General features: G+C 41.4%; 12 protein-coding genes. 4 read left to right on the forward strand and 8 right to left on the reverse strand.

Annotation, left to right across the window (positions count from 1 at the left end):
* Positions 1-135: 135 nt before the first annotated feature.
* Entirely contained in the window at positions 136-2,082 is a 1,947-nt protein-coding gene (locus H5163_RS17085) for a S9 family peptidase (RefSeq protein ID WP_182732243.1), read from the reverse strand.
* A 191-nt stretch (positions 2,083-2,273) separates the two neighbouring features.
* Here H5163_RS17085 and H5163_RS17090 point away from each other — a divergent pair, with 191 nt between their 5' ends.
* Both H5163_RS17090 and H5163_RS17095 read left to right on the forward strand, forming a co-directional pair.
* Entirely contained in the window at positions 2,274-2,864 is a 591-nt protein-coding gene (locus H5163_RS17090; protein WP_182732242.1) for an ATP-binding cassette domain-containing protein, read from the forward strand.
* Complete coding sequence (locus H5163_RS17095) at positions 2,861-3,976, forward strand: DUF6136 family protein (RefSeq protein WP_182735596.1); 1,116 nt, start codon at positions 2,861-2,863, stop codon at positions 3,974-3,976. Before H5163_RS17090 ends, H5163_RS17095 begins: the two co-directional genes overlap by 4 nt.
* Before the next feature lie 4 nt (positions 3,977-3,980).
* On the opposite strand, the gene fadE is transcribed toward H5163_RS17095, so the two are convergent.
* On the reverse strand, positions 3,981-6,437 hold the full coding sequence (gene fadE, locus H5163_RS17100; RefSeq protein WP_182735597.1) for an acyl-CoA dehydrogenase FadE: 2,457 nt from the start codon (positions 6,435-6,437) through the stop codon (positions 3,981-3,983).
* 299 nt (positions 6,438-6,736) lie between these two features.
* Between fadE and H5163_RS17105 the strand changes: the two genes are divergently transcribed.
* Positions 6,737-7,501, forward strand: coding sequence for a class II glutamine amidotransferase (locus H5163_RS17105; RefSeq protein WP_145242366.1), 765 nt, complete (start codon positions 6,737-6,739; stop codon positions 7,499-7,501).
* Positions 7,502-7,604: 103 nt separating this feature from the next.
* Here H5163_RS17105 and H5163_RS17110 read toward each other — a convergent pair whose 3' ends face one another.
* The 5 genes from H5163_RS17110 to cmoA all read right to left on the reverse strand — a co-directional run bounded on the left by H5163_RS17110 (position 7,605) and on the right by cmoA (position 11,970).
* Positions 7,605-8,402 (reverse strand): DUF3108 domain-containing protein, encoded by a 798-nt coding sequence (locus tag H5163_RS17110; protein WP_404936108.1) that lies wholly within the window; start codon positions 8,400-8,402, stop codon positions 7,605-7,607.
* Positions 8,356-9,003: a phosphoribosylglycinamide formyltransferase gene (gene purN, locus H5163_RS17115; protein WP_145242362.1), complete on the reverse strand. Its 648-nt coding sequence runs from the start codon at positions 9,001-9,003 to the stop codon at positions 8,356-8,358. The genes H5163_RS17110 and purN overlap by 47 nt, the downstream gene beginning before the upstream one ends.
* The gene (gene purM / locus H5163_RS17120; RefSeq protein WP_145242360.1) at positions 9,003-10,055 is read right to left on the reverse strand and encodes a phosphoribosylformylglycinamidine cyclo-ligase; all 1,053 of its coding nucleotides are present in this window, start codon (positions 10,053-10,055) and stop codon (positions 9,003-9,005) included. The genes purN and purM overlap by 1 nt, the downstream gene beginning before the upstream one ends.
* Positions 10,056-10,255: 200 nt before the next feature.
* Positions 10,256-11,224, reverse strand: a complete 969-nt coding sequence (gene cmoB, locus H5163_RS17125) for a tRNA 5-methoxyuridine(34)/uridine 5-oxyacetic acid(34) synthase CmoB (RefSeq protein ID WP_182717957.1) — start codon at positions 11,222-11,224, stop codon at positions 10,256-10,258.
* A gap of 20 nt (positions 11,225-11,244) precedes the next feature.
* A complete protein-coding gene (gene cmoA, locus H5163_RS17130) occupies positions 11,245-11,970 on the reverse strand; it encodes a carboxy-S-adenosyl-L-methionine synthase CmoA (protein WP_145242356.1) in 726 nt (241 codons plus the stop codon).
* 115 nt (positions 11,971-12,085) lie between these two features.
* Between cmoA and H5163_RS17135 the strand changes: the two genes are divergently transcribed.
* On the forward strand, positions 12,086-12,775 hold the full coding sequence (locus tag H5163_RS17135) for a DUF3334 family protein (RefSeq protein WP_145242354.1): 690 nt from the start codon (positions 12,086-12,088) through the stop codon (positions 12,773-12,775).
* 135 nt (positions 12,776-12,910) lie between these two features.
* On the opposite strand, the gene rarD is transcribed toward H5163_RS17135, so the two are convergent.
* Complete coding sequence (rarD, locus tag H5163_RS17140; RefSeq protein ID WP_182717959.1) at positions 12,911-13,810, reverse strand: EamA family transporter RarD; 900 nt, start codon at positions 13,808-13,810, stop codon at positions 12,911-12,913.
* Positions 13,811-13,874: the final 64 nt, after the last annotated feature.

Here is a 13,874-nt window from a genome sequence, read left to right on the forward strand (position 1 = left end):
ATCAGCTATCAGCTATCAGCTATCAGCTATCAGCTATCAGTTATCTTATCTGAACTTGACAAAGAACATAATAAAACCTGCAATCTTGATCAGAATTACAGGCTTATAATTAAACTTCTAGTCAGCTTTAATATATTAGCCTTGTGGGCCAAAGCGTTCTTTTAAGTAGGTATCTAAAAAGTTTAGATACGCGTTGGAGGCACTGATACGGTTTTCTTTTTTGCTAAAACCATGACCTTCATCGTCAAATAATACATATTCGACCGGTACGCCATTGGCTTTCACTGCGGCAACTAACTCATCACTTTCTATCTGTAATACGCGCGGATCGTTGGCGCCTTGAATAACCATTAATGGTTTGGTGATATTCTTAGCATGGAATAGCGGTGAGATTGCACGATGACGCTCGCCGTCCGTTGCAGGGTCGCCCATTTCATCGTACAACGCTTTTTTAAAGCTTTCCCACCACGGTGGAATTGAGTTGAGCGTTCTTACCCAGTTGGTGACACCAAAAATATTAATGCCCACTTTGAATTCTTCAGGCTCAAAAGCAAGCGCTGCTGCGGTCATGAAGCCACCGTAGCTGCCACCTATGATACCGATTTTTTCTGCATCGACCCAATCTAAACTTTGTAAGTGTTTTTTACCGTAAACAATGTCTTGTAAGTCGTCGGTGCCGTGTTTTTTATCATCTAAATGAAAAAAGGTTTTACCATAGCCTGAACTGCCACGGTTATTAACCGCAAAAATAGCATAGCCATGATTGACTAAATGTTGTTGCATTGCACTGTAACCAGTGCGGCTTTGGCCACCTGGGCCACCGTGCACCCAAATTAGCGCTGGCACTTTATTATTGCTACTGGCTTGCTTGGGTTTATAAAGTACGCCGGGTATCTCTAAACCGTCAAAGCTTTTAAAGCGCACTATGGTACTTTCAACTAAATCATTTTGATCTATCTCTTTGCTTAAAGTATTACTTAATTGCTGTGCCTTATCACTACCCACTTGCCAGACAAACAGGTTACTTGGCGAGGTATCTGAATTTAAGTAAAACGCCATGCTTTTTTCATCTGCAGAAAAGTTAACACCACGTAAGTTACCTGCGGGTAACTGAGGCATCGCAATCTCTTTGTCTGACTGGGTATCAATCACCGTGACTTTAGTGCTGGCATCGGCATTGACACCGCTGACTTGATAACGCCCTGATTTAGAAAAATAAATGAAGCTGACATCCCAATTATCTTTTAATACAGGGCTATGCTCCTCTGAAGCCAACTCATAACGCCACACTTGTGAAAACTCGCCTTTAGCATCCGTTGAGTAGTATAAGTATTTACTATCAACAGAGAAGGTTTCAGGCGTGTATTGAGCTGGTGTATTGTGTTTTGAAATTAGCTGTGGTTTGAGGGTCTTTTTATAGGTATCGAGAATAAATGTGTCGCTGTCTTTATTGGTGTTATTTTTAGATAGTGCGATATAGCGGCCATCGGGGCTGATTGCTCCGACATCTAAACCAAGCGTATTTTGATAAACAGGGGTGATTTTATAGGTTTTACTATCAACGCGGTATAAGTCCATAAATTTAGCATCGCGCTGGTTACTAGTAATAAAAAACTCGCTGCTATCTTCTGTAAATCCTGCAAAGCTTGCGCGGGTTTCATCGCCGGGGGTTAAATCTGTTATTGACCCGTCAAGTTCACGGACGTAGACGTGAAAGCGCTCATTGCCGCCAGAATCTTTGCTAAAGAGGACCCTTTCATCATTTGGGAAGTAACGGACAGGGTAGGTGCTATCCTGAAAATTGGTTAAGCGGGTTTTGTTGCCTGTTTTTGCATCTACTTCATACAAGCTGTAAATACCACTTTCATCAGAGCTTACCAGTACTTTATCGCCATTGGGTGAAAAGCTACTGCCCATAATTGCGGTCGTATCAAAGAAGGTTTTAGCATTATAAGTGCTAACTTGCTGAGTTTGCTGCGACTGTACTGTGGTGACGGCTGTTGTTGAGGTTGATTGGCTACAACCGCTCAAGGCAATACTGATTGCACAGGCGAGTGCGGCAAATTGCAATTTTTTGTTCATAGTACATTCCTTGGTTTATTGTTATCTAAGCATATTTTTACCGGTTTTAGTGTTGCCCTAACCCTATTTTAACGCAAGTTTTTAGCTGATTTTAACTGCAACAAAGTGTTACAAAGCCTGTATCGTTAAAAATACAGCCTACGTTATAATACTCACTCATATAAAAGGCTCTCTCATATAAAAGGAAAGTGATGATTGAAGTTAGTGGTTTACACAAGCAATTTGCCCAAAACATCCTATATAAAGATTATCGCATCAGCTTTACAGCACCGAGAGTATGTATTGAAGCGCCGAACGGTCAAGGTAAAACCACGCTGCTAATGATGCTTGCTGGACTTGAGCAACCACAAAGTGGACAGATATTATTTGCAGGCAAGGTGTTGTCTGAGCCTTATAAACAGGTAGCAATTGCCAGTGATCGCATCGCGCTGCCTGAGTTTTTAACCGCGAAACAAATTATCAATTTAACGGTTAGCAGTTTAGGCTGCGATTGGCCGACAGCGCTTATCAGCGGCTTTAATTTTTCAGATTTTTTAGCGACTCGTTTTGATGCGTTGTCATCGGGTAATCAAAAAAAGTGCCAATTAATTTTAGCGTTAATGCGCGGTGCGCCGTATTTGTTACTAGATGAGCCCAGTGCGGCACTTGATCAAGCCAGCATTATATATTTACTTGGTTTACTAGATAATTATTTAGCAGATAAAGCGCATGGGCAAATCATTATCACTTGCCATGAGCCGGCGCCGTTTATCGAGCATGGCTTTGAGTGTGTCCCCTTATGAGCAAGCTAGGTATTAAGCTTGAGATTGCACAATATCGCTCATTTATGCAGTATCGTTATCAGGCCTATAAAATTGAGCTGGCACAACTACTACAGCAACTTAAAAACTTCGGCTTATTATTTTTAGTGGTACTTGGCTCAGCCATGCTTGGAATGATTTTGCTGTTATTTTTAGGTCTGGGCAAAATCATCGACAGCATAGATGCGCCGCAATATGGCGCTCAAATGGCGTGGCTGTATCTATTACTGCAAAGCGTGATGCTCAGTGCAATGAAATCAGCCATTCAAAATAGTCAGCAGCGGCTCTTTCAACGCACTATTGTAAGGTCAAACTGGCTTAAGTTAATGGATATAAAACTATTGCTTTTAAGCAATGGCTGGTTGCTAGCAAGTGCTGTAATTGCGCTGGATTTAAACTATTCACAGTGGCTACGAGCACCCCATTTTGTGCTGTTTATGTTACTGCAGTTTAGCCTCGGTGTACTGTGTTTGTACAAGCCAAGAGCATTAATATATGGCTTAGTATTTACTGCTATTTTAGTCTTGCTACCGATTAATATAGCGCCGTTAGCCTATCACTGTGGCTTTATTATATTATTTGCGCTGAGCATGTTGTTGCCAGCATTTTCGCTGAGCGACCAGTTACCGATCAATGCATTATCTACTTTTTGGCTGAGCTTTTTTATGCAACATAGCAGGGTACTAGTATGGCGAGTGGCTTTATTGTTGTGTGTATTTATGGCAATCACTACTTTGCTCAATGAGCGTGCTGATTTAGAGGCTATATTTAACGTGATAGCCGCAGCTTTTACGGTGTTGTTTACCAGCTCACTGCAATTTGATTGTGGTAAGTTACATGATAAGTATCAGTTGTTTTTTCAAGCAAATTATCAACAACGGGTGTTTTTTATCAGCCAATTTATGCCAAGTTGCTTGTTCTTTTTGATAACACTGAGCAGCTATCTGCTGTTTGTTGAACAAATAGAATGGTTATTACTGAGCCTGAGTGTTGGCTGGTGTATATTACAATTATATATAGCACAAAAAAAACCAGCGCATTTTGCGCTGGTTTGGATGATTACAACAGGCGGGCTGTTGGCTGTGTTAACTTAATATGTTAAGCAGCATTCGCCTTTTTTGTCGTGTTATTACGTGCGGCTTTGCCTGCTAATAAATCTGCAGGGTCAAAGTCGTCAACGTTAATAACATCTAAACGTGCTTTTTCAACGCTTGCCAGCTGATCAGCCTCTGCTTGCGTTAAAATACCCGCTTCAAGTCCCATCTGAGCAACTTTATCAAGCTGGAAGAAAGGCAGTTTAACGCCTTTTTCACGACATACCTTATCAAATAAAGGTTCAACAGCTAGCACGTCTTTAAGCGTTTGCTCTTGACGACCAACTAAGTTAAGTGGTTCATTTGTTAAGTATACGTAGCTTGCTAAACGGTTACGTGTTTCGCTAGGTACTTGTAAAATTTGTGCTAATTTATGCTCAAGTTTATCAGTCGGTTTACGAACTGGACGACCGAACGGGAACAACATCAACTTAAGTGCTGCACGAAGCGGAGCTGATGGCATATTGTTAATTAAATCAGCAAGTGCACGTTGACAGTGGTAAAGGTGATCTTGACAGCTCCATTGTACAAGCGGTAAATCTTCTTTTTTACGGCCTTCATCGTTATAACGTTTCAGCGTTGCAGACACTAAATAAAGGTAACTAAGCAAATCACCTAAACGAGCGGAAATACGCTCTTTACGTTTTAGTGAGCCACCAAATACAGCCATGCTAATATCAGACATCAATGCAAGTGACGCGCTAAAGCGTGACGCAGTACGGTAAAACTCGGCTGTTTCGTCTTTAAATGGTGTAGTTGCAAAACGGGCTCCGGTAAAGCTCATCCACTTAGTACGTACAAGGTTAGACATAGTAAAGCCGATGTGGCCCATTAACGCTTTATCAAATACCGCTAGCGCTTCTTCACGATCTTCGATTGCGCAGGCACCCAATTCAGTCAGTACAAATGGATGGCAGCGAATGGCACCTTGACCGTAAATAATCATATTACGGGTCAAGATATTTGCACCTTCAACAGTGATGGCAATTGGTGCACCTTGATAGCCACGACCTAAATAGTTATTTGGCCCAAGCATAATACCTTTACCGCCGTGAACATCCATTGCATGGTTGGTTGAATCACGCATTTGCTCGGTTAAATGGTATTTAATGATTGCCGAAACAACCGATGGCTTTTCGCCTAAATCAACCGCACCAGTTGACATGCTAACAGCCGCATCTGAGCTGTACGCATAACCTGCTAGTTTTGCTAGTGACTCTTCAACACCTTCCATTTGGCCAATAGGTAAACGGAATTGACGACGAATACGGCTGTATGCACCACTTGCAAGTGCAATTGTTTTAATACCACCCGTTGAGTTTGACGGCAATGTAATAGCACGACCAACCGATAAACATTCAACCAGCATGCGCCAGCCTTGGCCGGCCATTTCTGGTCCACCAATAATGTAATCAAGCGGTACGAAAATGTCTTTACCACGAGTAGGACCATTCTGAAATGGTACATTTAGCGGGAAATGACGACGACCAATTTCAACACCTGGCATGTCTGTAGGAATAAGTGCACAAGTAATACCTGGCTCTTTAACATCGCTTAGTAGACCATCTGGGTCTTGTAGTTTAAACGCCAGACCTAATACTGTCGCAACAGGCGCTAGCGTAATATAACGTTTGTTCCATGTTAGGCTAAGACCAATGACTTCTTCGCCTTCCCACATACCTTTACATACCACACCATAATCTGGAATGGCGCTGGCATCAGAGCCTGCTTCTGGTGAAGTTAAGGCAAAGCATGGGATCTCTTGACCACTAGCAAGGCGAGGTAAGTAATGATCTTTTTGTTCTTTAGTACCATAGTGCTGTAACAATTCGCCCGGACCTAATGAATTAGGAACGCCTACAATTGATGAAAGCAGGGTAGATTTACTGGTTAACTTTTGCAGTACACACGATTGTGCAAAGGCAGAAAATTGCAGGCCGCCATATTCTTTTTTAATGATCATGGCAAAGAATTTATTATCTTTTAGGTATTGCCAAACATCTTGTGGTAAATCGGTTAACTCATGAGTTGCTTCCCAGTCGTCCAACATACTACATACCACCTCAACTGGACCATCGATAAAGGCTTGCTCTTCGATTGTCAATTTAGGCATTGGGTATTGGTGTAATTTGTTCCAATCAGGACGGCCGCAAAAAAGATCGGCTTCCCACCATGTTGTACCCGCATCAATGGCTGATTTTTCAGTTTCAGACATAGTTGGAGTAACTTTTTTAAACATGGCAAAAATAGGTTTAATAATATATTGCTGACGAATGCCAGTAACAGACAATGGCACTGCAATGATCAAGAAGATCAACCAGCTAATTGCGCCAAATGCACCTGCAAAGGTACCAATGACAAGTGTTGCGATGGAAACGCCAAGGGCAGTATTCCAGCTCGCTCTGTGGTAACTCGCGATGCTGAGCAGCACGATTAAACCAAGTGTAAATATGAGTGTCATGTATTCAATCCTTAATAGAGGTCAGACCACCTTTAGTTAGAGTAGCGCTAGAGTGAATAATTATCAAGTAGCTTAGTGAAAATATCAGTGACTGTTATTTTGCAATCTGTGCACATCAGCATACGGATAAATGTGTGATTCGTCAGTATGATTTATTTGAGAAAAAATTAAGCTGTTTTCTTGCTTGCCTTGCCCTTGCTTATGTTTAACAATGCCGCTAAGGCCTAAGTTACGGGTTTACGCTTTTTAAAAAGCAGTGTTTTAAAAGTATAAAAATTTTTGAAAGGTTAATTTATTTTATGTGTGAGTTGCTTGGCATGTCGGCGAATGTGCCTACAGATATTTGTTTTAGTTTTTCAGGGCTGTTAGAGCGCGGTGGTAACACAGGTCCGCATAAAGATGGCTGGGGCATTACTTTTTATGAAGGGAAGGGGTGTCGTACTTTTAAAGATCCTGAGCCTAGCTGTCAGTCTGAAATTGCCAAGTTAGTAAAGGCCTATCCCATTAAAAGTGTCTCGGTGATTAGCCATATTCGCCAAGGTAATCGTGGCCGTGTCTGTCTTGAAAATACGCATCCTTTTACCCGTGAGTTGTGGGGCAGGGAGCTGACCTACGCGCATAATGGTCAGCTTTCGAATTATCATGATTTAAAACCTGAATATTATCGGCCAGTGGGTAATACCGACAGTGAACTGGCGTTTTGTTGGTTACTCGATCAAATTCGTGAAAAATACCCTAAACGTCCAGCTAATATGGCGTCAGTGTTTCGTTATGCGGCAAAGCTTGCACACACTTTACGTGAAAAAGGTGTGTTTAATATGTTGCTGACTGATGGTGTGTATGTGTTAGCGTATTGTACTAATAATTTGCATTGGATCACCCGCCGTGCGCCGTTCGGTAAGGCTACGTTAATTGATGCAGATATGGTGGTAGATTTTCAACAAGAAACTACGCCAAATGATGTCGTAACGGTGATCGCTACTCGGCCACTGACCAACGATGAGCGTTGGCAAAAAATGGAAGCTGGTGAATTTGCGTTATTTAAAATGGGTGAGTTAATTTAGCCGTCAGTTTTAACGTTTGAACTTAATTAATGTGGTTATAAGCTGAAAAGCCCAAGTTATGATCGTCACACTTGAGCCTTTCGTCTTGCATCTTGAAAGCAATTTATTCTGGTGTTATTTCGTTTTTAACTTCTTCAGGTAATGCAACTGGGCTGGTTACCGTGAACGAGTTAAGTTGCACTTCAAATTGTTCTACGCCTTTTTCGCCTTTCCACATCCTGACTAGCATGTAATCCATTTCTGGGGCGAACCATGCAAGCGCTTGGCGTTTATCATTATCATATAAGCGTTTTACTTTGATCGCTTCGATATTACCGATTGGTAGGGAAATAGTCTCTTTACCAACGACCTCAAAGTTATACTCACGGCAGTTGCCTTTTTTATCAACTAACGGATACGAAAAGCTGGTTTTACCCATTTTTAATTCTTCGCGCACTTGTACTTGGTATGAAATTGAGTCTTGAAATTGCTCAGACCACTCACACTCAATAGGGTATTTACTTTCACTGCTGTTTACGAGTTTTTTAGTGTGGTCAAATTGCAGTGTATATTCTTTATCCGGGCCTGTGCCTGTGCGGATCATGCTATAACTTTCAGGCGTGATTTTTTTGTCGCTGAAAGTAAAATTTGATGTTTCTTTGCGTGAATCTGAGAATATCATCCACTCAATGTCACTGTGGTAGCTAACTTGGTAACTGTTATCTGCTAGTTTTTTTAATGTGCGGACGCCTTGACCATGGTTTTCGCCTTTGCGCAAAATATCATAGTTAGCTTCAAATTGAGTAAGTTCACCAGCAATTAAACTAGTAGGAAGTAATAAAGTGCCCGCACACAATAGCAAGGCACTTAGTTTTTTATTCTGGGTAGTGCGCGCCGTGTGCAGGAAGTTGTTTTTTGTCAAGAACTGCATAATCTGCTTCCATAGTAAGTCGTTGTTCACTGAACCACTTGACCACCAAAGGGTAAATTATATGCTCTTGTGCATGCACGCGTTTTGCTAATGTGTCAGCAGTATCATCTGCCAGCACGGGTACTTTGGCTTGAAGAATGACAGGACCACCGTCTAACTCTTCAGTAACAAAGTGCACACTTACGCCATGAATGTCATCTTTTGCATCAATTGCTCTTTGGTGGGTATTCAGCCCCTGGTACTTAGGCAACAAAGAAGGATGAATGTTCAACATTTTTCCTTTAAATTTTTGCACTAAGTTAGGAGTAAGAATACGCATAAACCCAGCTAATACAACTAGATTTGGTGCAAAAGAATCAATAACGTTCATTAATTGCGCATCGTAGGCTTCGCGCGAGTCAAAATCTTTATGGCTGAGCACTGCTGTTGCAATGCCCGCTTGCTTTGCTCGCTCAAGGCCATAAGCGTCTGCTTTATTACTAATAACAGCCGCTATGTTTGCATTTATCTCGCCGTTATTACAGGCGTCAATGATGGCTTGTAAATTAGAGCCACTACCTGAAATTAAGACTACTAGACGAGCAGGGGCCATTAATCACGGCCGCCTAGGATTTCTACTTGCTCTTCGCCAGCTTTGGCATCATGGATCTCACCAAGGTGCCAAGCATTTTCGCCAAGCTCTTTTAAGATGCTTAAGCTTTGCTCAAGTTTGTCAGCAGGCACAACCAATACCATACCTACACCACAGTTAAATGTGCGGTACATTTCGTGGGTGGTGATGTTACCGTTTTCTTGTAACCAATTGAAAATACCAGGCCACTGCCAGCTATCACCTTTAACAACTGCTTTTGCAGACTCTGGTAATACGCGTGGGATATTTTCCCAAAAGCCGCCGCCAGTAATATGCGAAAGAGCATGAACATCTACCTGCTTGAACAGCTCAAGTAATGGTTTAACGTAAATACGTGTAGGTTCAAGCAGAGTTTCGCCTAATGTTTTACCTTCAAATTCAGCACTTGTATCAGCATTTGATACTTCAAGTACTTTACGAATTAATGAGAAGCCATTTGAATGCGGGCCGCTTGATGCAAGCGCGATCAGTTGATCACCAGCAGCTACTTTTGTGCCATCGATGATATTTGCTTTTTCAACTACGCCAGTACAAAAACCAGCCATGTCGTAATCTTCGCCTTCGTACATACCTGGCATTTCAGCAGTTTCGCCACCAATTAATGCACAGCCAGAGATCTCACAGCCTTTACCAATGCCTGTTACTACGTCTGCGGCAGTATCAACATCAAGTTTGCCTGTTGCATAATAATCTAGGAAAAATAATGGCTCAGCACCTTGAACGATAAGGTCATTTACACACATAGCAACTAAATCGATACCTACAGTATCGTGTTTTTTAAGGTCGATAGCTAAGCGTAACTTAGTACCAACACCATCAGTGCCTGCAACAAGTACTGGTTGCTTATAACCAGCTGGGATTTCGCAAAGTGCGCCAAAGCCACCAATTCCGCCCATAACTTCAGGACGACGGGTTTTTTTAACTACGCCTTTAATACGCTCAACAAGTGCGTTACCGGCATCGATATCTACGCCCGCGTCTTTATAACTTAGAGACTGTTTTTGTTCGCTCACAGGATTTCCTCAAAAAAGTTGCATGGTTTTGCATGTGTATGCTTAGAAACGCGCGTATTTTACAACAATTGCAAGGGCGCGGCTAGTTCAAATATGAGTTTACTATTATTGACAAGGACACTTGTCCGTATAATGACACAATAGATTTAGGTAGCAGGTGCTAGGTAGTTCCTAGCACCTAAAACCTAGTTCCTTTAGTATTAAGCCTTTGCAGTCAAAATTGCACGCAACGGCGCTGGGTAACCTTCAATGGTTTTACTAGTATCGTTTGGATCTAAAAAGTCGATCAGGGACTCGTTTTCCATCCAATCTGATTTACGTTGTTCTTCAAGCGTTGTAATAGCGCAGTCTTTCACTTGCACATCTTTAAAACCAACACGTTCCATCCAGAGTTTTAGCGCTGCCGTGCTCGGAATAAACCACACGTTACGCATCTTCGCATAGCGGTCAGTGGGCACGAGTACTGTGTTTTCATCGCCTTCAATGACTAAGGTTTCAAGCACTAATTCACCACCTGGGCGAAGCTGCGCTTTTAATTGTGCTAAAAAGTCGATAGGGGAACGACGATGATAAAGCACACCCATCGAAAACACCGTATCAAAGGCTTTTAACTCAGGCAGGGCTTCAACACCTAGCGGTAATAAATGCACGTTTTCATCTGGGTTAAAGTGTTTGATGGCTTGAAACTGACATAAAAATAAATCAGACGGATCAATGCCAACCACAAACTCAGCGCCTTCACCGCGCATCCGCCATAAGTGATAGCCAGAGCCACAGCCGATGTCTAAAACCGTGCGGCCTTTTAGCGGCTCAATGTGCGGTAATAAACGGTCCCACTTCCAATCGCTGCGCCATTCAGTATCAATTTCAATACCGTGTAGGCTGAAAGGGCCTTTACGCCATGGCATCATTCGTTTTAATAAGTGTGTAACTTGTTTTTGTTCGCCGTCGGTCATTTCGCCTGGGGCACCAATTTCAACTTTGTCGATAATATTGACGTGTTTGGTCGCCACTTCAGGCAAGTTTTTTAACACTTTCTGCCATTTTGGTAAATCACCGTGACTTGCCTCTAATTGCCAGTGTTTTAATTGGCTAGGTAGCGTTTCCAGCCAGTGACTTAGCGGGCTTTGTGCGATTGCGGCGTAAAATTGGTTAAACCATTGAGACATTGAATTACTCTTTATATTTGTTACTTGATTGCTACCAGTGAGCAAAAATTAAAACATTGATACCACACTTGGGTTTGGCTAAAGCCAATATCGGTAAGTCGAGAAAGGTGAGCATTTAAAGTATCTGGGCGCATTACATTCTCAATGGCGGTACGTTTTTGGCTAATTTCTAATTCAGAATAACCATTGTGGCGTTTAAAATCGTGGTGCAAGTCAATCAGCAAGTTATCGCATTGCTCGTTCTCGCCTTTGATTTTTTCGCTTAACAGCAATACACCACCGGGTTTTAAATTCGCGTATATTTTTTCAAGCACGGCTTGGCGCTGTGCGGGTGGAATAAACTGTAAAGTAAAGTTCATGGCGACCACTGACGCGTTTTCAATATTTAGCTCATTAATATCACCAAGCGTCACTGTAACAGGCACTTCTGAGCGAAAGCCGTGCAAATGTAATTTACAGCGCTCAACCATGGCTTGTGAATTATCAACGGCAATAATATGGCAATTATCAGTGCGGATATTACGGCGCATGCTTAATGTTACTGCCCCAAGGGAACAGCCCAAATCATAAAGGTTTGAATTGCTTTGCGCATATTCACCGGCCAATTTACCCATCGTACTAACAATGGTTGCATAACCCGGAACTGAGCGCTGGATCATATCTGGGAAAACTTCTACTACATGTTGGTCAAAGCTAAAGTCTTTAACCGCTTGCTCAGTGGCATAAATGCTGTCTTTTATGTTCACACAAACAGTCTCTTGAAAAATAATAGGGCTATTTTAGCATTTTATGCTGGATAGTCAGTGATAATTTCAGTAGCTTGGCTAGAATAATGAATAACAAGTAGAAAAAGAGAAGTTTATGAGCAAAAGTAAAGTGATCAGCACAGATGATATATTGGCAACCCTTTGCCATTCTGTAACGAGTGTATTGTCGTCGGCAAGTGGTAATAGCATTAGCTACTCAGCAATGGTACAAAAAATAACCCGCACCTGTATGCGTCCTGATATCGGTTGTTTTGTATTATTTGATGGCGGATTTACAGGACTGGTAATTACTAATTTCACCTCGCAAGCGGCGATGGAGATTTATCATGATTACATGCGTAATATGGGGATGCCTGAAGAAGAACTAGCTCATAGCCACTTATCGGACGACGTATCAAATGTACTCGGTGAATTGATGAACCAAATCGTTGGTGATTTTACTTCAAAGGTACGCGAGCAGTTACATACTTCAATTACCCAAAATCAACCGAAGATGATGGCCATCAATAAGCAAGTACAGATTTCGGTCGATACTACGATGGATAGACCGCAAGCACGGCGCGTGACATTTACCACCAGTAAACAAAATATCTTTTATTTAGAATTAGCAATGGATAAAACTGAGTTTATCAAATTACACGATTTTGATATTGCTGAAGCTATTGACCCAGATGACATCATTGAAAACGAAGCAAAGCATAAAGCAGAAAAACAAAAAGCTGCTGATGATGCTGCTAAAGCAAGTGATTTAGATGACGACTTTATGGCAGAACTTGGTTTATAAAGCTACGAAGCTTTAAAACTTTAAGCTTTAAATAACACAACAAAAGCGCGAGTTTACCTTGCGCTTTTTGGTTTGTGGGGGGTTGCCTTAAGGGATTACTGATAAACCTCGTTGCAATATAAGAAGTAAGCAATGTTAGCGATAATGAGTTAAATGTAACTTTCTTATACCTTCAAGAATTAATGTGACGACCGCAAGCAAAATAGCTATGTACGTAAGCCAATCCTTTTGGTTGATAGTCTCGCCTAAAAGAATCGCCACTATTAATAGCAGCACAGGCTCAACATAAACGAGTAAACCAAAAAGGCTTAAATTTAAATAGGGGGCAGATAGGGATTGAAACGAAAGCGCTAGAGCACTTATCCCCCCAAGTCCTACTACTAAATAAAGTAATGTTAAATTTACGGTTAACTCCGTGACAACTTGTCCATTGGCAAAGATAAAATAACAGGCTATAGGAAGGCTCAAGAGCATATCAACCCATGTGCAACCAATGTTATTAGTGTTGGTTTTTTTTCGTAGCCAAAAATAAATAGGGTAACCTATGCATACAACCCAAACCGGCCACAAAAATGATTGAGAAACAATTAATAGATTTAAAATAGCTATGAGAGCAAATAAACATGCTACTTTTTGATGCGGGGTTAAACGCTCTTGAAAAGCAAGCCGTCCGATAATTACCATAGTAATTGGCATGATAAAGTAGCCTAATGAAACCGCTAGACCATATCCATTTACGGGTGCCCACATGAATAGCCATAATTGTACACCAACTAAAAAAGATGAAAGGAGCCGTGTTAGCCAAAAATACTTTTCATATCGCACCCTCGTATATATGCCGAGTACAAGTGGCCAGTAACCTTTTAGTAGAATAAAAACAGTTAAAAATGGCACCGTAAATAAAACCCGCCAACCATATGTTTCTTGACCTTGAAGTTCATTTAACAGTGAGGTGTAAGCAAACATTAGTGCAAAAAGTGCTGATGAAATTATATTTAAAGTAACTCCCAATGAAGTTTTAGTAGAGTTTTGCATAGTCGGTATATAGAAGAGATTAGGTGTGTATATTTTATTTCAATACCATTGATAAATGGGCTCT

The organism is Pseudoalteromonas sp. SG44-8 (assembly GCF_014164125.1).
GTDB lineage: Bacteria > Pseudomonadota > Gammaproteobacteria > Enterobacterales > Alteromonadaceae > Pseudoalteromonas > Pseudoalteromonas rhizosphaerae.

Bases quoted from the DNA above. Each gene is read 5' to 3' on its own strand.
- H5163_RS17095 (WP_182735596.1), top strand. From the start codon at position 2,861: ATGAGCAAGCTAGGTATTAAGCTTGAGATTGCACAATATCGCTCATTT.
- H5163_RS17085 (WP_182732243.1), bottom strand. From the start codon at position 2,082: ATGAACAAAAAATTGCAATTTGCCGCACTCGCCTGTGCAATCAGTATT.
- purN (WP_145242362.1), bottom strand. From the start codon at position 9,003: ATGGCCCCTGCTCGTCTAGTAGTCTTAATTTCAGGTAGTGGCTCTAAT.
- cmoB (WP_182717957.1), bottom strand. From the start codon at position 11,224: ATGTCTCAATGGTTTAACCAATTTTACGCCGCAATCGCACAAAGCCCG.
- H5163_RS17105 (WP_145242366.1), top strand. From the start codon at position 6,737: ATGTGTGAGTTGCTTGGCATGTCGGCGAATGTGCCTACAGATATTTGT.
- H5163_RS17090 (WP_182732242.1), top strand. From the start codon at position 2,274: ATGATTGAAGTTAGTGGTTTACACAAGCAATTTGCCCAAAACATCCTA.
- rarD (WP_182717959.1), bottom strand. From the start codon at position 13,810: ATGCAAAACTCTACTAAAACTTCATTGGGAGTTACTTTAAATATAATT.
- H5163_RS17135 (WP_145242354.1), top strand. From the start codon at position 12,086: ATGAGCAAAAGTAAAGTGATCAGCACAGATGATATATTGGCAACCCTT.
- fadE (WP_182735597.1), bottom strand. From the start codon at position 6,437: ATGACACTCATATTTACACTTGGTTTAATCGTGCTGCTCAGCATCGCG.